Genomic DNA, 20,854 nt, shown 5'->3' on the forward strand with positions numbered 1-20,854 from the left:
CGGGGCGCACGGTTCGACCCGTGCGCCCGTAAGCGTAGAGACGCGGTGGCGTCCTACAGGGTTCCTTCGAGGGCTTTGCGCTGGAGTTCGGCGAGTTCGGCGCAGCCGCCGGAGGCGAGGTCGAGGAGGGCGTTGAGCTCCTTGCGGTCGAAGGGCTCGGCTTCGGCGGTGCCCTGGACTTCGACGAAGCGGCCGTCGCCGGTGCAGACGACGTTCATGTCGGTCTCGGCGCGGACGTCTTCCTCGTAGCAGAGGTCGAGGAGGGGGATGCCGTCGACGATGCCGACGGAGACGGCGGAGACGGTGCCGGTGAGGGGCTTGCGGCCGGCCTTGACGAGCTTCTTGTTCTGGGCCCAGGCGATGGCGTCGGCGAGGGCGACGTAGGCGCCGGTGATGGCGGCGGTGCGGGTGCCGCCGTCGGCCTGGAGGACGTCGCAGTCGAGGACGATGGTGTTCTCGCCGAGGGCCTTGTAGTCGATGACGGCGCGCAGGGAGCGGCCGATGAGGCGGGAGATCTCGTGGGTGCGGCCGCCGATCTTGCCGCGGACGGATTCGCGGTCGCCGCGGGTGTTGGTGGAGCGGGGGAGCATCGAGTATTCGCCGGTGACCCAGCCTTCGCCGCTGCCCTTGCGCCAGCGCGGGACGCCTTCGGTGACGGAGGCGGTGCAGAAGACCTTGGTGTCGCCGAAGGAGATGAGGACGGAGCCCTCTGCGTGCTTGCTCCATCCGCGTTCGATGGTGACGGGGCGGAGCTGTTCGGGGGTACGGCCGTCGATACGAGACATGCCTTGAGCGTAGTGCGTGGACGGCGTCGTGACGGAGGGGCTCGTTCCCCTGCCGGAACGGGCCCCTCGTCGGCTGGTGTCAGCTGCTCACATCATGTCTTCGATGTCGGCGGCGATGGGGTCGGCGTCGGTGCCGATGACGACCTGGATGGCGGTGCCCATCTTGACGACGCCGTGGGCGCCGGCGGCCTTCAGGGCGGCCTCGTCGACGAGGGCGGGGTCGACGACTTCGGTGCGGAGGCGGGTGATGCAGCCTTCGACCTCTTCGATGTTGTCGATGCCGCCGAGGCCGGCGACGATCTTCTCAGCCTTGCTGGCCATATGTCTCTCCCTGTCCGTTCTGCGCGCCGATGGTCCGCTGTGTCACGGTAACCCACGGTTGGCCCAACCTCGCGAGCGCATACCGCCGTTCTGTCGAATGATGACGATCACCGGCGGCCTGCCCTCGGCGGCCTCCGCGAGCCTACCGCAACTGGTCTACACCAGTGCATCGCAGCATTCGTCCGCAGTACGCCCCCAGCACCCGTCCGCAGGCCCAGGGAGGACGCCGATGAGCAGCGCAAGTGCCGCCGCCCCACCGAAGAAGTCGATGTGGGGCGGTTTCTTCCAGGGGCTGCAGAAGATGGGGCGCAGTCTCCAGCTGCCCATCGCCGTGCTGCCGGCCGCGGGCATCATCAACCGGCTCGGCCAGCCGGATGTCTTCGGTGCCGATGGTCTGGGCTGGGACAACGTCGCCAAGGTGATGTCGGGTGCGGGTGGCGCGCTGCTCGACGGCAGTCTGGGTCTGCCGTTGCTGTTCTGCATCGGCGTGGCCATCGGCATGGCGAAGAAGGCGGACGGTTCGACCGCGCTGGCCGCGGTGGTCGGCTTCCTCGTCTATTACACGGTGCTGCGCCAGTTCCCGAAGGACTGTCCGACGGGGACGAGGGACGTGGGTGGCGGTTGTCTGGGCGCGGACGACGCCTTCGCCGGTTACACGTATCAGAATCCGGGTGTCTTCGGCGGCATCGTCATGGGTCTGCTGGCCGCCTATCTCTGGCAGCGGTTCCACCGCACGAAGCTGGTCGACTGGCTGGGCTTCTTCAACGGCCGCCGGCTGGTCCCGATCATCATGGCGTTCGTCGGCATCGTCTTCGCCGCGCTGTGTCTGTGGATCTGGCCGCCGATCGGTGACGCGCTGGAGAGTTTCAGCGACTGGCTGGTGGGGCTGGGTGCCTGGGGTTCGGGCATCTTCGGGGTGGCGAACCGGGCGCTGCTTGTGATCGGTCTGCACCAGTTCCTGAACGTGCCGATCTGGTTCCAGTTCGGTTCGTACACCAAGCCGGACGGCAGTACGGTCCACGGTGACATCAGCATGTTCCTGGCGGGTGACCCGGAGGCGGGCCAGTTCACCACGGGTTTCTTCCCGATCATGATGTTCGCCCTGCCGGCGGCGGCGCTGGCGATCACGCACTGCGCGCGGCCGCAGCACCGCAAGCGGGTGGGCGGCATGATGCTGTCGGTGGCGCTGACGTCGTTCGTCACCGGGATCACGGAGCCGATCGAGTATTCGTTCCTCTTCATCGCGCCGGTGCTCTACGCGATCCACGCGGTGCTGACCGGTGTGTCGATGGCGGTGACGTGGGCGCTCGGCGTGAAGGACGGCTTCAGCTTCTCGGCGGGTCTGATCGACTATCTGATCAACTGGAATCTGGCGACGAAGCCGTGGCTGATCATTCCGATCGGCCTGGGTTTCGCGGTCCTCTACTACGTGATCTTCCGCTTCGCGATCACCAAGTTCGACCTTCCGACGCCGGGCCGTGAGCCGGAGGAGGTGGAGGAGGAGATGGACCGGGACACGACCAAGGCGTGAGCCCGCCCCCTGCCCCCTCCCACAGGGCCCTCGGACCTCCGGTCCGGGGGCCCTGCGCTGTCCGCCGGGCGGCTATGGCTCAGTGCACAGAATTCACAGGTTCCTTATCTAAGTCTCCCGTGCTACAACAGGTCTACACCACTTATTGGTGTAGACCACGCGGTCCAGACCACCGCGTTCCCGAGACGCCGCCGTCACCCCCTTTTCCCTGTCCTCTGGCGGCGCCTTGCCTACTGGAGGAAGTTGATGAGTACGGCCACCGCCCAGGCCGCCGCTCCCGCGAAGAAGCGCGGATCCGGCCTGTTCCAGGGCCTGCAGAAGGTCGGTCGCAGCCTGCAGCTGCCGATCGCCGTACTGCCGGCCGCGGGTATCTTGCTCCGTCTCGGCCAGCCCGACGTGTTCGGCGCCGACGGCCTCGGCTGGGGCAAGGTCGCCTCGGTGTTCGCCACCGCCGGTGGCGCGGTCTTCGACAACCTGCCGCTGCTCTTCTGCATCGGCGTGGCCATCGGCTTCGCCAAGAAGGCCGACGGCTCCACCGCCCTCGCCGCGCTCGTCGGCTTCCTGGTCTACAGCAACGTGCTGAAGGCCTTCCCGGTCACCGAGGCCGTCGTCAACACCACCGCCAACAAGGGTGTCGACGTCGCCGCGACCTACAACAACCCCGGTGTCCTCGGCGGCATCCTCATGGGTCTGATCGCGGCCGTGCTGTGGCAGAAGTTCCACCGCACCAAGCTGGTCGACTGGCTCGGCTTCTTCAACGGCCGCCGGCTCGTCCCGATCATCATGGCCTTCGTCGGCACGGCCGTCGGCGTCTTCTTCGGCCTGGTCTGGGAGCCGATCGGCGAGGGCATCTCCAGCTTCGGCGAGTGGATGACCGGCCTCGGTGCCGGTGGCGCCGGTCTCTTCGGCCTGATCAACCGCGCGCTGATCCCCGTCGGCATGCACCAGTTCGTCAACACCGTCTCGTGGTTCCAGATCGGCGACTTCACCAACGCCGCCGGCGAGGTCGTCCACGGCGACCTCAACCGCTTCTTCGCAGGTGACCCGGACGCCGGACTCTTCATGTCGGGCTTCTTCCCGATCATGATGTTCGGTCTGCCGGCCGCCGCCCTGGCCATCGCGCACTCCGCCCGCCCCGAGCGCCGCAAGGCCGTGACGGGCATGATGATCTCGCTCGCGCTGACCTCGTTCGTCACCGGTGTCACCGAGCCGATCGAGTTCTCGTTCATGTTCATCGCGCCCGTCCTGTACGCGATCCACGCCGTCCTGACCGCCGTGTCCATGGCCGTCACCTGGGCCCTCGGCGTCCACGCCGGCTTCACCTTCTCGGCCGGTCTGATCGACTACGGCCTGAACTGGAACCTCGCGACCAAGCCCTGGCTGATCATCCCCATCGGCCTGGTCTTCGCGGCGATCTACTACGTGGTCTTCCGCTTCGCGATCACCAAGTTCAACCTCCCCACCCCGGGCCGCGAGCCCGAGGAGGAGGTCGAGGACCTCACCAAGGCGTGAGCCTCACCCCCGTACGAGGGAAGGCCCCCGGAACCAGGTTCCGGGGGCCTTCGCCGTGCCGTTTCAGATCTCGTAGACCGCGCCCGCGTACGCCAGCTCCGCCGGCCCCGGGAACACCTCGCGCGCGTCCGCCAGGTTGCGCTCGCCGTCCGTCCACGGCGGGATGTGGGTCAGGACGAGACGGCCCACCCCGGCGCGGGCAGCGTGGGCGCCGGCCTCGCGGCCGTTGAGGTGGAGGGCCGGGATGTCCTCCTTGCCGTGGGTGAAGGAGGCCTCGCACAGGAAGAGGTCCGCGCCCCGCGCGAGCTCGTCGAGGGCGTCGCAGACACCGGTGTCACCCGAGTAGGTGAGCGTGCGGCCGGCGTGCTCGATCCGGATGCCGTACGCCTCCACCGGATGGCAGACCTTCTCCGTACGGACGGTGAACGGGCCCACCTCGAAGGTGCCGGACGTCAGCGTCTGGAAGTCGAAGACCTCGCCCATGGCGTCCGGCGACGGCGTGTCCGCGTACGCCGTGGTCAGCCGCTGTTCCGCGCCCTCGGGGGCGAAGACCGGGATCGCGTCGCAGCGGCCGCCCTCGTGGCGGTAGTAGCGGGCCACGAAATAGCCGCACATGTCGATGCAGTGGTCGGCGTGCAGATGGCTGAGGAAGATCGCGTCGAGGTCGTACAGACCGATGTGGCGCTGCAGCTCGCCGAGGGCGCCGTTGCCCATGTCGAGGAGCAGCCGGAAGCCGTCGGCCTCTACGAGGTAGCTCGAACAGGCCGATTCCGCGGACGGGAACGACCCGGAGCAGCCGACGACGGTGAGCTTCATGGAGCGTGAACCTCCGTGGACGGGTGCGGAATGCGCGCTGAGGGGGGAGGTCGTGCGGTGGGTCGAGCGTACGGTGCGTGGCCGCCTGTCGCTCCTCCGTGGCGGCCCGTTGTGGGCGAACTCACGGGCTCTGTCACCGGTTCGGATGGATGGCGGGGCGTCCCGGCCGAGTGGCGGGCGCGACGGTACCTTCTTGAGGTATGGACACGTCGTGGTGGCCCGCGCTGGTCGCGGTGGTGGTGCTCGCGCTGGTGGTGGCGCTCGCCGACGGGTGGCGCCGTTCGGGGCGCCGCCCCGCCGGGCGGACCCGTCCGCCGGTCCGGCCGGGTCCGCGGGGCCGGGCGCCGGGGCGGGTGCCGGAGCGGCTGCCGCGGGCGGGCGAGATCTGGTGGGCCGACGTGCCGTACGAGGACGGGCCGGGCTCGAAGGACCGGCCGTGCCTGGTGCTGGCGCTGCGCGGGGACAGTGCGCTGGTCGCGAAGATCACCAGCAAGTACCACGACGAGCGGCCGGGTGTGATCGCGCTGCCGCCGGGCGCGGTGGGGGACGCCCAGGGCCGTCCGAGCTTCCTGGAGACGGACGAGCTGCGGGACGTGCCGGTGTGGGAGTTCCGCCGGAAGGTGGGGACGGCGGACCCGGTGGTGTGGGACCAGGTCCGCCATCTGGCGCGCTGATCGGCCGCCTTACGGGTCGGGACCCGGGCTCGGGCTCAGGCCCAGAGCTGGTCCTGGACCGTGGCGATGGCCTCCTCGGTGGTGGCCGCGGTGTAGAGGCCGGTGGACAGGTACTTCCAGCCGCCGTCGGCGACGAGGAAGACGATGTCGGCGCTCTCGCCCGCCTTGAGCGCCTTCCTGCCGACCCCGATGGCGGCGTGCAGGGCGGCGCCGGTGGAGACGCCCGCGAAGATTCCCTCCTGCTGGAGGAGTTCGCGGGTGCGGGTGACGGCGTCGGCCGAGCCGACCGAGAAGCGGGTGGTGAGGACGGAGGCGTCGTAGAGCTCGGGGACGAAGCCCTCGTCGAGGTTGCGCAGGCCGTAGACCAGGTCGTCGTAGCGGGGCTCCGCGGCGACGATCTTCACGTCGGGCTTGTGCTCGCGCAGGTAGCGGCCGACGCCCATGAGGGTGCCGGTGGTGCCGAGCCCGGCGACGAAGTGGGTGATCGAGGGCAGGTCGGCGAGGATCTCGGGGCCGGTGGTGGCGTAGTGGGCGCCCGCGTTGTCCGGGTTGCCGTACTGGTAGAGCATGACCCAGTCCGGGTGCTGTCCGGCGAGCTCCTTGGCGACGCGTACGGCCGTGTTGGAGCCGCCGGCCGCGGGGGACGAGATGATCTCGGCGCCCCACATGGTGAGCAGCTGGCGGCGCTCCTCGCTGGTGTTCTCCGGCATGACGCAGACGATGCGGTAGCCCTTGAGCCTGGCCGCCATGGCGAGGGAGATGCCCGTGTTGCCGCTGGTGGGTTCGAGGATGGTGCAGCCGGGGGTGAGCCGGCCGTCCTTCTCGGCCTGCTCGATCATGTGGAGCGCGGGGCGGTCCTTGACCGAGCCGGTGGGGTTGCGGTCCTCCAGCTTGGCCCAGATGCGGACGTCGTCCGACGGGGAGAGCCGGGGCAGCCGGACGAGGGGCGTGTTGCCGACCGCCGCCAGCGGGGAGTCGTAGCGCATGCGGATCGGACCGCTCAGACCATGCCGCCGGCGACGGCCGGCAGGATCGTGACGTTGTCGCCGTCGGTGAGCTTGGTGTCGATGCCGTCGAGGAAGCGGACGTCCTCGTCGTTCAGGTAGACGTTGACGAAGCGGCGGAGCTTGTCGCCGTCGACGATGCGGGCCTCGATCCCGGTGTGGCGGGACTCCAGGTCGGCGAAGAGCTCGGCGAGGGTCTCACCGCTGCCCTCGACGGCCTTGGCGCCGTCGGTGTAGGTGCGGAGGATGGTCGGGATGCGGACCTCGATGGCCATGACGTGGGCTCCTGTCGGAAGGGCGGAGTGACGTGGTGGGCGCGCGGCTGGGGCCCCCGCGCGGAAGGGGGGTCGTGCTGGAGGTGCGCTCGAGCCGGTCGTTCAGCGAGCAGCGCGCGGCGGACACATCGCGCTGGCGAGGCGGCACAGGTCGACGTGCAGCCGCGCCACGAGCAGGGGTGTGCCCGGCGCCTCTTCGCTCACGTCGTGGGAAACCATGCGGTCATCGTATCGATTCCCGGTCCGGGTTCCGGAATGTGATCTCACATGACGGACAGATCCTGCTCAAGGCGCGGACGGGGCAGGTAGACGACGAGCGGGCTGCTGGTGCGCGGATGCGGGATGACCTCGGCTTCCACGCCGTAGACGGTGGCGAGCAGGGCCGGCGTGAGCACCTCGGCGGGCGGGCCTTCGGCGACCACGCGCCCCCGCTTCAGGACGTAGAGGCGGTCGCAGTGGGCCGCGGCGAGGGTGAGGTCGTGCAGCGCGAGGAGGTTGGTGGTGCCCAAGTCGCGGACGAGGGCGAGGATTTCCAGCTGGTAGCGGATGTCCAGGTGGTTGGTGGGCTCGTCGAGGACGAGCAGGGCGGGGTCCTGGACGAGGGCGCGGGCGACCAGGGCGCGCTGCCGTTCGCCGCCGGAGAGGTCGGGGTAGGGCCGCTCGGCGAGGTCGGCGAGGCCGACCCGGGCCAGGGCCCGGTCCGCGAGGGCGCGGTCCCGTGCCGTGTCGCCCTCCCAGAAGCGCTTGTGCGGGGAGCGGCCGAGGGCGACGAGTTCGCGGACGGTGAGCTCGAACTCGGTGGCGCTCTCCTGCGGCACGGTGGCCACCCGGCGGGCCCGCTCCCGGGGGCCGATCGCGTGGAGGTCGTCGCCGTCGAGCAGGGCGCGGCCGGTGGTGGGGGCGAGGGTGCCGTAGACGCAGCGCAGGAGGGTGCTCTTGCCGCTGCCGTTGGGGCCGACGAGGCCGACGGTCTCGCCGGGCCGGACGACGAGGTCGGCACCGTGCAGCCGGTCCTCGTAGCCGAGCCCTTCGACGCGGAGTTCGGGCGGGCGGCGGCGCGCGGGACCGTCGGCCTCGGGCGCGCGTCGGCTCGCGGGACCGTCGGCCTCGGGTACGCGTCGGCTCGCGGGGCCGGTGCTCTCGGGCGAGGTGGTGCTCGCGGGGCCGGTGCTCTCGGGCGAGGTGGTGCTCACGCGGCCGGTGCTCTCGGGCGAGGTGGTGCTCACGCGGTCGCCGCTCCCGCTCGTACGCCGGTTCACGCGGTCGCTCCTTCCGGGCGGCGGCGCATCAGCCAGAGCAGGAACGGGCCGCCGGTCAGGGCGGTGAGGACGCCGACGGGGATGTCCTGGGGCGCGGCGACGGTGCGGGCGGCGAGGTCGGCCAGGACCAGGGCGAGCGCCCCGCCGAGGGCGGCGACCGGCAGCAGGCGGCGGTGCGGGGCGCCGACGGCCATGCGGGCGGCGTGCGGGACCATCAGGCCGACGAAGCCGACGGCGCCGCTGGCGGCGACGAGGACGGCGGTGACGAGGGAGGCGAGGACGAAGACGGCGGCGCGGAAGCGGGCCGCGTCCAGGCCGAGGACGACCGCGCCCTCCTCGCCGACGAGGAGCAGGTCGAGCGGCCGGGCGAGGGCGATCAGGAGGCCGGTGCCGGCGGCGACGACGGCGAGCGGCAGCAGGAGGCTGTCCCAGCGGGCGCTGCCGAGGCCGCCGAGGGACCAGAACAGGGCCTCCTGGAACTGCTCGGGCCGCCCGGCGACGACCAGGAGCAGGGTGGTGAGGGCGGACAGGATGTAGGAGACGGCCACGCCGGCGAGGACCAGGCGGGCGCCGGTCATGGTGCCGCCGCGGCGGGCGAGGGCGTAGACGAGGACGAGGGCGAGCAGCGCGCCGGCGAAGGCGCCGGAGGGCAGGGCGACGGTGGTGGTGACGCCGCCGCCGATGCCGACGACCAGGACGAGCACGGCTCCGGCGGAGGCGCCGGAGGAGATCCCGAGCAGGAAGGGGTCGGCGAGCCGGTTGCGGACCAGGGCCTGCAGGACGGCGCCGACGACGGCGAGTCCGGCGCCGACGACCGCGCCGAGCAGTACCCGGGGCAGCCGGACGTCGAGGACGATCGTCCGGTACGGGGAGGGTCCGGCCCGCCCGGTCAGCGCGTCGAGCACCTGGCCGGGCGGGATGCGGACGGAGCCGAGCGCCAGCGAGGCCAGGACGGCCGCGCCGAGCGCCAGGAGCAGCCCGGCGAGGACGGCCGGGTGGCGGACGCGGCCCGTCGCGGCGCGCTTCACGGGGCGGTGGCGGCGGCCGGGTGCAGCTGGGCGGCCAGCTTGTCGACGGCGGCGGGGACCCGGACGCCGAGGACGGTGTCGGACAGCGGCAGGACGGCGAAGCGGCGGTTCTTCACGGCGGGGACCTCGCGCAGGGCGGGGTCGTCGAGGAGGCGCTTCTTCTTCTGTTCGACGGTGGTGGAGCCGTAGTCGTAGATGAGGATGACGTCGGGCTTGCGGGCGACGACCTGTTCCCAGCCGGCGTCGCCGAAGGCCTTGCCGAGGTCGGCGAAGACGTTGCGGCCGCCGGCGCGGGTGATCAGCTCGTTGCCGATGCCCTTGCCGCCGGCGGTGAACGCGGTCTTGTCGCCGCTGTCGTAGACGAAGACGGAGACGGGGGCGGTGCCCGCCAGGCGCTTCTCCGTGGCGGCGACGCGGGCGCGGGCCTCGCGGGTCCAGCGTTCGGCCCGGTCGGGCACGCCGAAGGTGCGGCCGACCTCGGTCACCTCGCGGTAGAGGTCGTCGAAGGAGGGGGCGCCGGAGGGGCAGTACTCGGTGTTGAGGCGGGTGGCGATGCCGGAGCGCTTCAGGTCGTCGCGGCTCCGTCCGGCCTTGGCGTCGAAGGCGGAGGAGTAGCCGCCGTACACGAAGTCGGGGTTCGCGGCGAGCAGTGCCTCCTTGGAGGGGTACTCCTTGGCGAGGACGGGGACGGAGTCGTACGCCTTCTTGTAGGCGGGCAGGACCGCGTCGTCCAGGTAGGCGGTGCCGGCCAGGGACTTGTGCAGGCCGAGGGCGAGCATGATCTCGGTGACGTGCTGGTTCATGGTCACCGCGCGCTTCGGCGGGGCCTGGTAGGTGGTCGTCACGCCGCAGTTGGTGACGGTGTACGGGAAGCCGGGGGCGGGCTTCGCGGTGGGCCCGGCGGCCGGTGCGGAGCAGGCGGCGAGCAGGGGCAGCAGTGCGGCGGCGGTCAGCACGGTGCGGCGCCAGGACATGGCGGTGGCCTCCTGACGGGGATTTCCTCGTCCCCGGTCGGTGGTGAGAGGCGGCAGGTCAGTTCCTGGCTCGCGCCCCCGAGGGGGCGGTCACAGTGGCGGGACCGCGCCGGATTCGCACCGGCTTCCTGGGTCCTGCCGCCCGTTGGTCGCGCTCAGTGTCGCACGCGCGCCCGGCCGTTCACGCGGACGGGTCGTTCACTCGTACGCCTCGACGATCCTGACCTCTTCCTCCTCCACGACGCCGTCGACGATCGTGTACGAGCGGAACTGGAAGGGTCCGGCGCCGTCGGTGTCGGCGGTGGAGACGAGGACGTAGTGGGCGTTCGGCTCGTTGGCGTAGGAGATGTCCGTACGGGACGGGTAGGCCTCGGTCGCCGTGTGCGAGTGGTAGATGATCACGGGTTCCTCGTCCCGGTCGTCCATCTCGCGGTAGAGCTTCAGCAGGTCGCCGGAGTCGAACTCGTAGAAGGTGGGCGAGCGCGCCGCGTTCAGCATGGGGATGAAGCGCTCGGGGCGGCCGCTGCCGACCGGACCGGCGACCACGCCGCAGGCCTCGTCGGGGTGGTCCGCGCGGGAGTGTTCCACGATCTGGTCGTACAGGGCCCGGGTGATGGTCAGCATGACGACAGGATAAGCAGACGGGCCGCCCCGTACCGAAGGTTGGTACGAAGCGGCCCGGATGCTGAGACCGTGCAGGTCACAGGTGCCGTCGGAGTGCCGGCCGAGGTGTCGGCCGGAGCGGCTAGGACCGCTTGGCGAAGGCGGCGCCCTCGGGGTTGCGGGCCTTGAGCACCAGGTAGGAGACGGCGAGGATCAGGCCCCACAGCGGCGCGCAGTAGAGCGAGACGCGGGCGCCCTCGTCGATGCCCATCATGACGATGACCATGCCGATGAACAGCAGCGCGAACCAGCTGGTCCAGGGGGCGCCCGGGGCCTTGAAGCTGGACTCGGGCAGCTCGCCGCGGTTCGCCTTGGCGCGGTAGCGGATCTGGCAGACCAGGATCATGATCCAGGCCCACATGCCGGAGATGGTCGCGAAGGAGACGACGTACTCGAAGGCCTTGCCCGGGGCGACGTAGTTGATCCAGACGCCGACGAGCATCAGGGCGGCGGAGAAGGTCAGGCCGAGCAGCGGGGTGCCGTTCTTGGTGAGCCGCGTGAAGACCTTCGGGCCCTGGCCGTTGAGCGCGAGGTCGCGCAGCATGCGGCCGGTGGAGTACATGCCCGAGTTGCAGGAGGACAGGGCGGCGGTCAGGACGACGAAGTTGACGATGGCGGCGCCGACGCCGAGGCCCATCTTCTCGAAGGCCGCGACGAACGGGGAGACGCCGGGCTTGAACTCGGACCACGGCACGACCGAGAGGATCATGATCAGCGCGCCGACGTAGAAGACGGCGATGCGCCACGGCACGGTGTTGATGGCCTTGGGCAGGACGGTCTTCGGGTCCTTGGACTCGCCGGCGGTGACGCCGACCAGCTCGACCGCGAGGAAGGCGAACATCACGATCTGGAGCGTCATCAGCGTGTTGCCGATGCCGTTCGGGAAGAAGCCGCGGTCGTTCCAGAGGTTGGCGACGGAGGCGGTCTCGGCGGCGTCGGAGAAGCCGACGGTGAGGATGCCGGCGCAGATCAGGATCATGCCGATGATGGCGGTGACCTTGACCATGGAGAACCAGAACTCCAGCTCACCGAAGAGCTTCACGGAGATCAGGTTGGCGCCGTAGAGGATCACGGTGAAGACGAGGGCGGAGATCCACTGCGGGATGTTCCACCAGTACGTCATGTAGGTGGCCGCGGCGGTGACCTCGGTGATGCCGGTGACGACCCAGAAGAGCCAGTACGTCCAGCCGGTCACGAAGCCCGCGAAGGGGCCGATGAACTCGCGCGCGTACTCCGAGAAGGAGCCGGACACCGGGCGGTACATGAGGAGTTCGCCGAGCGCCCGCATGATGAAGAAGATGACCAGGCCCGCGATGGCGTAGGCGAGGATCAGGCTGGGGCCGGCCTTGGCGATGGCCTTGCCCGCGCCGAGGAAGAGGCCGGTGCCGATGGCGCCGCCGATCGCGATCATCTGGATCTGCCGGGCGCCGAGGCCACGCTGGTAGCCCTCGCCGCCGTCCACGGCCCCGTCGGTGCCGTCGTGCTGCTTGTCGACCTGCACTGAGGTCATGGTGGTGCGCCTTTCTCCATGCTGATCCGCGCGCCGGCCGCTGGGCCGTGTGTGCTGCGGATCAGGTCCTGATCCCCCCGGATGTGGATGGAGTGCCACCGGCGGTCAGCCGGTCGAAGCGCCCCCGGGGACAGGGGTGGCGTCCCCGGGTGGTCGTGAAGATCTATCACGGCGTCCACGGTGATCGACGGGGGTGTTTGTGGCCCACACCACACGAAAAGGCGGACAAAAAGGACCCAACACGGCAAAGGTGGATCCTTTGGTGACGCATTCGTTATGCGGATTTGAGCGTCCGCTGAGCGAACGTGCCCGGGGTGGGCCGGCCCTCGTTACGGCATCAGGGTGCCGACGAGCGACTCCTGGAGCCCGCCGAGCCAGAGGTAGGCCATCACCATGGGCTTGCGCGGGTCACTGTCCGGCAGCCGGTACAGGCGCTCGCTCTCGTCGTCGTCCTTGACGTCGAGCCGGGTGCCGATCGTCAGCCGCAGGTCGTTGAGCGCGCCGAGCCAGCAGCGGGACTCGTCCGCGGTGAGCTTGAGGACCCCGCCGCCCTCGCCGGCCGCGGCGGAGGCGACCGCGTCGAGGGTACGGACCACGGTCAGCGCGTCCTCGCGCTTGCGGGCCCGCAGGTCGTTCTCGGTGAAGCGGCGGAAGTCGGCGGCGGCCTGCCGCAGCTCGTCGGTGTCGTCCCCGTAGGCGTCGGGGAACAGCCGGCGCAGCGCCGGGTCGGAGGGCGGTTCGCTCGGGCCCTCGGCGAAGAGCGCGGCCAGCGGGTCCTCACCCTCGACGGGCTCGTCACCGGGGCCGATCAGCTCCATGAGCTGGACGGCGAGGGAGCGCAGGATGGAGATCTCGACCTCGTCGAGCGCGACCGCCGCGCCGCCGCCCGGCAGCGCCTCGAAGTGCCCCGCCATCAGCCGCGGTCCTGCGACAGGGTCGCCCACAGTCCGTAGCCGTGCATCGCCTGCACGTCCCGTTCCATCTCCTCGCGGGTACCGCTGGAGACCACCGCGCGGCCCTTGTTGTGCACGTCGAGCATCAGCTTGTGCGCCTTGTCCTTGGAGTAGCCGAAGTACGCCTGGAAGACGTAGGTGACATAGCTCATCAGGTTGACCGGATCGTTGTGGACGAGGGTCACCCACGGCACGTCGGGTTCGACGACGGCGGAGACCTCCTCGGCCGATTCGGTCCGTTCGATCTCGATAGGCGCAACGCTCACTTACCCCATGCTGCCACCCCGACCGGCCCGCCGCACAAACGGGGCCGTCCGCCCGCCGCGGGCCGGGCGCCGCACAGCCCACCGGCCTATTCGTCAAAGTGACGAATACTGCGGTAGCATCCTCACATGAACGCTGCGGACCTTGGGCTGCCGGTGGACGTGCCGTCGACCGCGCTCTTCACCGACCAGTACGAGCTGACCATGCTCCAGGCGGCCCTCAGGGCCGGGACGGCGGACCGCAGGTCCGTCTTCGAGGTCTTCACCCGCCGGCTGCCCGAGGGGCGGCGCTACGGCGTGGTGGCGGGCATCGGGCGGGTCCTGGACGCCGTCGAGAACTTCCGCTTCGACCCGGCCGTGCTCGGCTTCCTGCGCGAGCGGGGCATCGTCGACGAGCCGACCCTCCAGTGGCTCGGGCGCTACCGCTTCTCCGGCGACATCTGGGGCTACCCCGAGGGCGAGGTGTACTTCCCCGGCTCGCCGATCCTGCGGGTCGAGGGCTCCTTCGCCGAGTGCGTGCTCCTGGAGACCGTGATCCTGTCCATCCTCAACCACGACTCGGCCATCGCCGCGGCCGCGTCCCGCATGTCGGCCGCCGCGGGCGGCCGCCGGCTGATCGAGATGGGCGCCCGGCGCACCCACGAACTCGCCGCCGTCGCCTCCTCGCGGGCCGCCTACGTGGGCGGCTTCGACTCCACCTCCGACCTGGCGGCCGGCTTCCGCTACGGCATCCCGACCGTCGGCACCTCCGCCCACGCCTTCACCCTGCTGCACGACACCGAGCGCGACGCCTTCCGGGCCCAGGTCGACTCGCTGGGCGGCGGCACCACCCTGCTCGTGGACACCTACGACGTCGCCGAGGCCGTCCGTACCGCCGTCGAGGTGGCCGGGACCGGGCTCGGGGCGGTCCGGATCGACTCCGGCGACCTGCTGCTCGTCGCCCACCGGGTGCGGCAGCAGCTCGACGAGCTGGGCGCGACCGACACGCGGATCGTGGTGACCTCCGACCTCGACGAGTACGCCATCGCCTCGCTCGCGGCCGCGCCGGTCGACGCGTACGGGGTGGGCACCCAGCTGGTCACCGGCAGCGGTCACCCGACCTGCTCGATGGTCTACAAGCTGGTCGCCCGTGCCTCCTCGGCCGATCCGAAGGCGCCGCTGGTGCCGGTGGCGAAGAAGTCGGTGGGCGGCAAGGCCTCCGTCGGCGGACGCAAGTGGGCCGCCCGCCGGGTGGACGCCGACGGGATCGCCGAGGCCGAGGTCGTCGGCACCGGCCCCGTCCCGGCCGCCCTCGTCGACCGCCAGCTCCTGGTCGAGCTGGTCAAGGGCGGCGACGTGGTCGCCCGCGAACCCCTGGAGGCGGCCAGGACCCGGCACATCGCGGCCCGCGCCGGGCTGCCGATGTCGGCGATCCAGCTGTCGCGGGGCGAGCCGGTCCTGCCGACCGAGTACGTGTGACGCCTGACGCCTCGCGGAGTACGCGCGACGCCCCCCGGAGGAGGCGTCACGCCCCAGAGCGCCCCCTCCCCCGGGGAGGGGGAAGTCTCTAGGCTCGAACCCGACCCCGACCACCCGCTCGCGAAGGACACCCGCCATGCACCGCGCACTGATCGTTGTGGACGTACAGAACGACTTCTGCGAGGGCGGCAGCCTCGCGGTGGCGGGGGGCGCGGACGTCGCCGCCGCCGTCACCGAGCTGGTGGGGGCGGCGGGCGGCGCCGCCTACCAGCACGTGGTCGCCACCCGTGACCACCACGTCGACCCGGGCGGCCACTTCTCGGACCACCCGGACTACGTGGACTCCTGGCCGCGGCACTGCGTGGCGGGCACCGAGGGGGTCGGCTTCCACCCGAACTTCGCGCCGGTCGTCGCCAGCGGCGCCGTCGACGCGGTCTTCGACAAGGGCGCCTACGCGGCCGCGTACAGCGGCTTCGAGGGGCGGGACGAGAACGGCAGCACGCTGGCCGAGTGGCTGCGCGCCCGCAAGGTCACCGAGGTCGACGTGGTCGGCATCGCCACCGACCACTGCGTGCGGGCGACGGCCCTGGACGCGGCCCGCGAGGGCTTCCGCACCCATGTGCTGCTCGACCTGACGGCCGGGGTGTCCAAGGAGACCACCGACCGGGCCCTGGAGGAGCTGCGCGCGGCGGGTGTGGAGCTGACCGGCAAGCCGGTCGTGGCGGGCTGACGCACCGGCCCAGGGCTTCGGGCGGCCCCGGACCGGCTTCGGGCGGCCCGGACGGGCTTCGGGCGGTCCCGGACCGGCTTCAGGCCGCCCCGGACGGGCTTTCAGGCCGCCCCGGACCGCCCGGGCGGCTCAGACGGCCCTCGGGAGCGTCCGTATCGGATGCCACAGCTCCTGGGCGTGGCCGGGCGTGGAGCGCCACAGCAGGCCGTCCGGGTGGTGAAGGACGGCCGTGATCTCGTCGGGGGTGGGCGGCTCGGTGTTGCCGCGGAGGTAGACGGCCCGCAGTCCGAGGTTCCGCAGGCGGGTCAGGGCGCGGGCCCGGTTCGCCGCGTGCACCAGGAAGCGGACGGTGGCCCCGTCGCCGGCCGGGCTGGGCAGTCCTATGGCGACGACGACACTGCCTCCCGGCAGTCTGCAGAACCCTCCGTTGGGCATGCGGAACCACTCCCCCGTGGAACGACTGTCAATAAGGTCGGGCGGCCGAGGCCGTAAGACGCACCTAAACACGATCGGCCGCCGCCCGCTAGAGGGCGACGGCCGATCATGCTGTGACCTGCGACGATTCAGAAAATCTCGTCGTTACTTCGTCGACGGACCCACCTGGACGGTGATCGTCGAGCCGTCCTTGGCTTCCTTGAGCACCTGGATCTTGGTGTTGGTGTCAGTAACCTGGACGCCCGCGCGCGGGGTCTCGGCGAACCAGTACACGCCCTTGCGGTCGTCGAAGACCGGGTTGCCGGCCTGCGACGGGACCCAGGTCGGCTCGCCCGCCTTGTGCAGCTGGAAGCCGTCGGTGCGGGTGAGGCCGAAGGGCGAGTCGTACGCCTGGACGCGGTTGCGCATCAGGGTGCCGTCACGCCACTTCAGCGGGCTCGGGTGGGCGTCGATCGGGAGCAGAAGGCCGGCGCCCGGGTGCTGGGAGGTGTTGTTGTCCTTCTGGGACAGGTCCCACTTCCAGATCAGCAGACCGGTCTGGTACGGGTAGTGCTCGACCCAGCTGGCCTTGTCACCGGTGAAGCCGAAGTTGTACGGGCCGACCTTGAGGGTCTTGTCGTACGACACGTACTGGCGGTTCTCCGCGATGTAGTACTGCTCGTACTCCTTGGTGAAGCCCTTGCCGATGCGCTGGAAGCCCTTGGCGGTCCAGCCGTTGGCACCGTTCTCGGCGTTGTCCGAGAAGACGGTGGCGCCGTCGGCGGTCAGGGTGATGGCGTCGGCCGCGAAGCCCTTGCCGCCCGCGCCGCCGTCCGTCTGGTAGCGGAAGCGCAGGTCGAACTTCTTGCCCGCGTAGGCGTTCAGGTCGTAGACGAGCTTCTGGTACGCGCCGGAGACGTCGGTGAGCGCCGGGGCGCCGGACGCGTCGCGCGGGATCGGCTTGCCGTTGGCGGTGCCGTCCACGGCCGTCCAGTTGGCGCCGCCGTCCGTCGACACCTCGGTGTAGAGGTAGTCGTAGTCCAGCTCGATGTCGTACCAGCCCTGGAGCTCCAGGGAGGCGGAGCTCTTGCCGGTCAGGTCGACGGAGCGGGTCAGGGTGTTCTTGAGGTCGTCACCCATGTCGCTCCACCACTGGGTGGCGCCCTCGGCGGGGGCGACGACGTCGGTGGTGACGGCCTTCTTCGGCAGCTCGACGAGGAGCGCCTGCGGGTTCTTGGTGTTGTACTCGGACACGCCCAGCTTGTGGGTGGTCTTCGTCCCGCGCTGCCAGTCGTTGACCTTGGCGTAGTTGAGCCAGCCGAGCTGGAGCTTGTCCCACGAGGTCATGTCGCCGGGCAGGTCGCCGATGGCGTCCTTGCCGGTGCCGAGCCAGGAACCGGACGACATCAGCGTCCAGTAGCCGGTCGAGTTCTCGCCGCCCGCGGTGTCGTAGTGGTCCGGCAGACCGAGGTCGTGGCCGTACTCGTGGGCGAAGACGCCGAGGCCGCCGTTCTCCGGCTGCACGGTGTAGTCGCCGACCCAGATGCCGGTGTCGCCGATCTGGGTGCCGCCGGCCTTGTTGTTCTCGGGGCCGGTCTTGCCCGCGTTGGTGCCGTACGCGTACCAGCGGTGGGCCCACAGGGCGTCGCCGCCCTGGGCGCCGCCGCCGGCCGACTCGTCCTCGCCCGCGTGCACGAGCTGGAAGTGGTCGATGTAGCCGTCGGGCTCGTTGAAGTTGCCGTCGGCGTCGAAGTCGTAGCGGTCCCACAGGTCGTACTGGGCCAGCGTGGACTTGATCTCGGCGTCCGTCTTGCCCTTGGCCTTCTGGTCGGCGACCCAGGCGGTGACGCCGTCGCGGACCGTGTCCCACACGTTGGCGCAGTTGGACTGGCCGCAGTAGTTGGAGCCGTAGCGGGCCTCGTTGTAGGGGAGCTTGACCCAGTCGGAGACCTGGCCGTCGACCGAGTAGCGGCCGGAGGAGGTCTTCTCGTAGTAGGTCTTCAGGGACTGCTTCGGCCGGCCGAAGGCGTCCTTGCCGGTGCCGAAGTACAGGTCCTGGAAGTGCTGCTGGTCGTAGTCCTCCTGCCAGGCCGTCGAGTTGTCCTTCGAGCGGTCGGGCTTGGCTATCTGGTTGTGCAGCGGGCCCGGCGTGCCGCCGTACTTCGGCTTCAGCTCGGTGGTGTCGTCGTCCTTGCGGTCGACCAGGGTCGTGGTGTCGACCTGGTCGCCGAACTCGACGAGGATGGTGAAGATCTTGTCGGTCTTCTCGCGGCCGAGCTCGACGTACTTCTTGCTGTCGAGCTTGACGACCTGGGAGCCGTTGCGGCGCTCGACCTTGGACTCGCCGCTCAGCACCTGCTCGATGGCGGCCTTGCGCTGCTGCTCCTGCTGCTTGCTGAACGGACCCTCGAGGTCGTGGTCGACCGTGAGCTTGTCCACGGCCCGCGGAGCGGTCGTGGGCGCGCCCGAGTGGTCGTCGGCCCACGCGGTGCTGAAGGTCGAGGCGGTGGCGGCGGTGGCCGCGAGCGCCACGACGACCGCGGACGCTCTGATGGCCCGTCGTCTGATGGTCACTTGGATCTGTCCTCCCCGGCGCTCCTCGCCGCGGACCGGTGGTGGGGTGTCCGCTCGGCGGGTTCGCGCGTCACAAGTGACGACATTCGACCGGAGATGAAGCAGAAAAGACAGATCTTGACTTGGACAGGCCAACTGCACTATGCGGGAGTGGATTTCCGATAGTCGAACGTCGAACCAATTTCCGGGGCCGTGGGCTGCGACGGCCGTGCGCCCCTGCGCCCCCCGTGCACCGGAGCCGTGGGTAAGGTCACGCTTACCGCCGGTTCCCCTCGGGCATCCACCGTCGTAGAGTCGCCAGTCGCCACGCGCCCGAGGGACGGTATCCGCCATGCAGCGACCGAACGCCGCACAGCTCGCCTACGGTTCGGCCACCGTCGTGCTCTCGACCGTCGCCCTGCTGCTGCTCTCCGGCACGACCACGACGCTCGGCATCGCGGCGGTCTGCGCCGCCGGCCTGATGCTCGGTGTGCTGGTGGCGGTGACGATGCCGGTCCGCACGAGACACGTCAAGACCCCGGTCGCCACCGGCTCCCCGGATCGCGCGCACAGCGCGGTCCGGGTGCCGGCCGCGCCCGTGGGGGCGGGGGCCGACACCCGGACCGGTTCGTGAGCCGCTGAGGACCCGTCACTGCGGCACGGACACCACCACGGTCTTGGCCGCCTTGTCGTGAAGGCCCTGCTTGTACGGCTTGTCCACCAGGATCAGGATCAGGATCAGCAGCGGCCACAGACAGGCGCAACAGATCAGCGCGGGCAGCCAGAGCACGATCGCGCGGATGAGGGAGGTGTTCATCGGCGGCGTGGAGCCGTCGTTGAGCATGGCGACCCGCAGCTTCATCAGCTTCTTGCCGAGGGTCTGGCCGTTCTTCGCCGTCATGACGGTGTCGTAGGCGACGTACGCGACGATGGTGATCAGCTGGAAGACCAGCTGGCCGCCGCCGTTGAGGCTGTTGACGGTGTCACCGAAGTCGTTCTCGTCCCCGGCCCGTTCGTACACCTTGAACGGGATGCCGATGATCGCGAGCGGGATGGCGATGATCAGCCAGTCGATGATCCGGGCGGCGATGCGCCGCCCCGACTCGGCGAGCGGCGGCATCCCGGCGAGCGGATCGGTGCCGCCGTAGCCCCCTCCGTAACCACCGTAGGGCGGGGGCGGTGCGCTGTCGTACGGCGAGCCGTAGGGGCTGCCGGGAGACGGACCGCCCGGGGGCGGGCCGCCCGGAGGGGGCGGTTCCTGGGGCCTTTTGCGGAACGGATCGTCCTCGGGCGGCTGACCCGGGGGCGGCGGCGGCTGATCGTTGCTCATGGGGGCAGTGCACCCCGGGGCCCGGGCCCCCGCAAGGAATCGCCCCCCGTTCGAGGGACGGCCCGGCGGGACGGCCCGGGCGGGTCCCCGCAGGGCGTGCGTACCTAGCGGGCGACGAAGGTACGGGCCGCCTTGTCGTGCCAGCACTGCCGCCAGGGCCGGTCGAACAGGCACCACAGCACGTTGACCACCCCGACGGCGAGCAGCCCGAGGACGCCGTAGACCAGCCAGCGGCGCAGCGCGGCGCCGAAGGTCGGCGGCTCGTGGGCCTCGATGTCCCGCACCTCGATCCCGCACAGCTTCTTGCCGAGGGTCCGGCCCCACTTGGCGGTGGGCAGCGCCTCGTAGAGCGCGCCGAGCACGAGGAAGGCGGCCAGCGCGATGCCGAACTGCACGGAGGTCGTCGAGTCGACCAGCCACACCTGTACGGTGACGCCGGACTGCTTGGCGGCCTCGATCTTGTCGTTGATGTGGGTGAGCGCGGCGCTGATGAAGGGGTACGACACGGCGCCGACCGCCGCGCCGAGCACGAGCGTGTCGACGAGCCGGGCCGCGAGCCGCCGCCCCAACCCGGCCGGCCGCGCCGCCGCCTGCGCCCGGGCCGCCGACAGGAACGGGTCCTCGGCCACCGGCTTCCAGGGGAGCACCGGCTGCGCGGCGTCCTGCGCGGCGGGGTCGGGAGCGAGGTTGGGGGCGAGGCCGGGGGCCGGACGAAGGACCGCAGCGCCGTCGCCGTGCCCGCGTCGCGCGGCACCCCGTCCCGTACCACCGTGTAGGCCACCACGATCTGGCCGCGCAGCT

The 20,854-nt window shown here is 70.7% G+C and carries 23 protein-coding genes and 1 riboswitch; of the genes, 6 read left to right on the top strand and 17 right to left on the bottom strand.

Annotated elements, in window-relative coordinates:
• Positions 1-53: 53 nt before the first annotated feature.
• Entirely contained in the window at positions 54-785 is a 732-nt protein-coding gene (rph, locus tag ABTZ91_RS32075) for a ribonuclease PH (RefSeq protein ID WP_352080741.1), read from the bottom strand.
• Between the two features lie 87 nt (positions 786-872).
• Complete coding sequence (locus ABTZ91_RS32080) at positions 873-1,106, bottom strand: PTS glucose/sucrose transporter subunit IIB (RefSeq protein ID WP_345487976.1); 234 nt, start codon at positions 1,104-1,106, stop codon at positions 873-875.
• A 229-nt stretch (positions 1,107-1,335) separates the two neighbouring features.
• Between ABTZ91_RS32080 and ABTZ91_RS32085 the strand changes: the two genes are divergently transcribed.
• On the top strand, positions 1,336-2,637 hold the full coding sequence (locus tag ABTZ91_RS32085; RefSeq protein ID WP_352080742.1) for a PTS transporter subunit EIIC: 1,302 nt from the start codon (positions 1,336-1,338) through the stop codon (positions 2,635-2,637).
• A gap of 246 nt (positions 2,638-2,883) precedes the next feature.
• Positions 2,884-4,149, top strand: a complete 1,266-nt coding sequence (locus ABTZ91_RS32090) for a PTS transporter subunit EIIC (RefSeq protein WP_352080743.1) — start codon at positions 2,884-2,886, stop codon at positions 4,147-4,149.
• 63 nt (positions 4,150-4,212) lie between these two features.
• On the opposite strand, the gene ABTZ91_RS32095 is transcribed toward ABTZ91_RS32090, so the two are convergent.
• Positions 4,213-4,965 (bottom strand): MBL fold metallo-hydrolase, encoded by a 753-nt coding sequence (locus ABTZ91_RS32095; protein ID WP_352080744.1) that lies wholly within the window; start codon positions 4,963-4,965, stop codon positions 4,213-4,215.
• 200 nt (positions 4,966-5,165) lie between these two features.
• Here ABTZ91_RS32095 and ABTZ91_RS32100 point away from each other — a divergent pair, with 200 nt between their 5' ends.
• Positions 5,166-5,639 (top strand): type II toxin-antitoxin system PemK/MazF family toxin, encoded by a 474-nt coding sequence (locus tag ABTZ91_RS32100; RefSeq protein ID WP_352080745.1) that lies wholly within the window; start codon positions 5,166-5,168, stop codon positions 5,637-5,639.
• A 35-nt stretch (positions 5,640-5,674) separates the two neighbouring features.
• On the opposite strand, the gene ABTZ91_RS32105 is transcribed toward ABTZ91_RS32100, so the two are convergent.
• The 10 genes from ABTZ91_RS32105 to clpS all read right to left on the bottom strand — a co-directional run bounded on the left by ABTZ91_RS32105 (position 5,675) and on the right by clpS (position 13,571).
• Positions 5,675-6,625, bottom strand: coding sequence for a cysteine synthase (locus tag ABTZ91_RS32105; RefSeq protein WP_352080746.1), 951 nt, complete (start codon positions 6,623-6,625; stop codon positions 5,675-5,677).
• 14 nt (positions 6,626-6,639) lie between these two features.
• Complete coding sequence (locus tag ABTZ91_RS32110; protein WP_352080747.1) at positions 6,640-6,918, bottom strand: MoaD/ThiS family protein; 279 nt, start codon at positions 6,916-6,918, stop codon at positions 6,640-6,642.
• A 102-nt stretch (positions 6,919-7,020) separates the two neighbouring features.
• Entirely contained in the window at positions 7,021-7,137 is a 117-nt protein-coding gene (locus tag ABTZ91_RS32115) for a putative leader peptide (protein ID WP_352080748.1), read from the bottom strand.
• A 44-nt stretch (positions 7,138-7,181) separates the two neighbouring features.
• A complete protein-coding gene (locus tag ABTZ91_RS32120; protein WP_352080767.1) occupies positions 7,182-7,925 on the bottom strand; it encodes an ABC transporter ATP-binding protein in 744 nt (247 codons plus the stop codon).
• A gap of 248 nt (positions 7,926-8,173) precedes the next feature.
• Entirely contained in the window at positions 8,174-9,205 is a 1,032-nt protein-coding gene (locus ABTZ91_RS32125; protein ID WP_352080749.1) for an iron ABC transporter permease, read from the bottom strand.
• On the bottom strand, positions 9,202-10,179 hold the full coding sequence (locus ABTZ91_RS32130) for an ABC transporter substrate-binding protein (RefSeq protein WP_352080750.1): 978 nt from the start codon (positions 10,177-10,179) through the stop codon (positions 9,202-9,204). Before ABTZ91_RS32130 ends, ABTZ91_RS32125 begins: the two co-directional genes overlap by 4 nt.
• A 59-nt stretch (positions 10,180-10,238) precedes the next feature.
• A riboswitch (cobalamin riboswitch) is annotated at positions 10,239-10,310 on the bottom strand.
• A gap of 67 nt (positions 10,311-10,377) precedes the next feature.
• A complete protein-coding gene (locus ABTZ91_RS32135) occupies positions 10,378-10,803 on the bottom strand; it encodes a M67 family metallopeptidase (RefSeq protein WP_352080751.1) in 426 nt (141 codons plus the stop codon).
• A 121-nt stretch (positions 10,804-10,924) separates the two neighbouring features.
• Complete coding sequence (locus tag ABTZ91_RS32140) at positions 10,925-12,352, bottom strand: amino acid permease (protein WP_352080752.1); 1,428 nt, start codon at positions 12,350-12,352, stop codon at positions 10,925-10,927.
• Positions 12,353-12,681: 329 nt separating this feature from the next.
• Entirely contained in the window at positions 12,682-13,266 is a 585-nt protein-coding gene (locus tag ABTZ91_RS32145; RefSeq protein WP_352080753.1) for a DUF2017 domain-containing protein, read from the bottom strand.
• The gene (gene clpS / locus ABTZ91_RS32150) at positions 13,266-13,571 is read right to left on the bottom strand and encodes an ATP-dependent Clp protease adapter ClpS (protein WP_352080754.1); all 306 of its coding nucleotides are present in this window, start codon (positions 13,569-13,571) and stop codon (positions 13,266-13,268) included. Before clpS ends, ABTZ91_RS32145 begins: the two co-directional genes overlap by 1 nt.
• A 126-nt stretch (positions 13,572-13,697) precedes the next feature.
• On the opposite strand from clpS, the gene ABTZ91_RS32155 reads away from it, so the two are divergent.
• Positions 13,698-15,026, top strand: a complete 1,329-nt coding sequence (locus ABTZ91_RS32155) for a nicotinate phosphoribosyltransferase (protein WP_352080755.1) — start codon at positions 13,698-13,700, stop codon at positions 15,024-15,026.
• A gap of 136 nt (positions 15,027-15,162) precedes the next feature.
• Positions 15,163-15,756, top strand: a complete 594-nt coding sequence (locus ABTZ91_RS32160; protein WP_352080756.1) for an isochorismatase family protein — start codon at positions 15,163-15,165, stop codon at positions 15,754-15,756.
• A 129-nt stretch (positions 15,757-15,885) separates the two neighbouring features.
• On the opposite strand, the gene ABTZ91_RS32165 is transcribed toward ABTZ91_RS32160, so the two are convergent.
• Both ABTZ91_RS32165 and ABTZ91_RS32170 read right to left on the bottom strand, forming a co-directional pair.
• The gene (locus ABTZ91_RS32165) at positions 15,886-16,191 is read right to left on the bottom strand and encodes a hypothetical protein (protein WP_352080757.1); all 306 of its coding nucleotides are present in this window, start codon (positions 16,189-16,191) and stop codon (positions 15,886-15,888) included.
• A 144-nt stretch (positions 16,192-16,335) separates the two neighbouring features.
• Positions 16,336-18,744 (bottom strand): immune inhibitor A domain-containing protein, encoded by a 2,409-nt coding sequence (locus tag ABTZ91_RS32170; RefSeq protein ID WP_352080758.1) that lies wholly within the window; start codon positions 18,742-18,744, stop codon positions 16,336-16,338.
• A 331-nt stretch (positions 18,745-19,075) separates the two neighbouring features.
• On the opposite strand from ABTZ91_RS32170, the gene ABTZ91_RS32175 reads away from it, so the two are divergent.
• Complete coding sequence (locus ABTZ91_RS32175) at positions 19,076-19,357, top strand: hypothetical protein (RefSeq protein WP_352080759.1); 282 nt, start codon at positions 19,076-19,078, stop codon at positions 19,355-19,357.
• A gap of 15 nt (positions 19,358-19,372) precedes the next feature.
• On the opposite strand, the gene ABTZ91_RS32180 is transcribed toward ABTZ91_RS32175, so the two are convergent.
• On the bottom strand, positions 19,373-20,053 hold the full coding sequence (locus ABTZ91_RS32180) for an RDD family protein (protein WP_352080760.1): 681 nt from the start codon (positions 20,051-20,053) through the stop codon (positions 19,373-19,375).
• A gap of 104 nt (positions 20,054-20,157) precedes the next feature.
• Positions 20,158-20,854 (bottom strand): RDD family protein (locus ABTZ91_RS32185; protein ID WP_352080761.1); only part of this gene is annotated, 697 nt, incomplete at its 5' end.

It is taken from the genome of Streptomyces sp. NPDC126499 (assembly GCF_040302485.1).
In the GTDB taxonomy this organism is placed as follows: domain Bacteria; phylum Actinomycetota; class Actinomycetes; order Streptomycetales; family Streptomycetaceae; genus Streptomyces.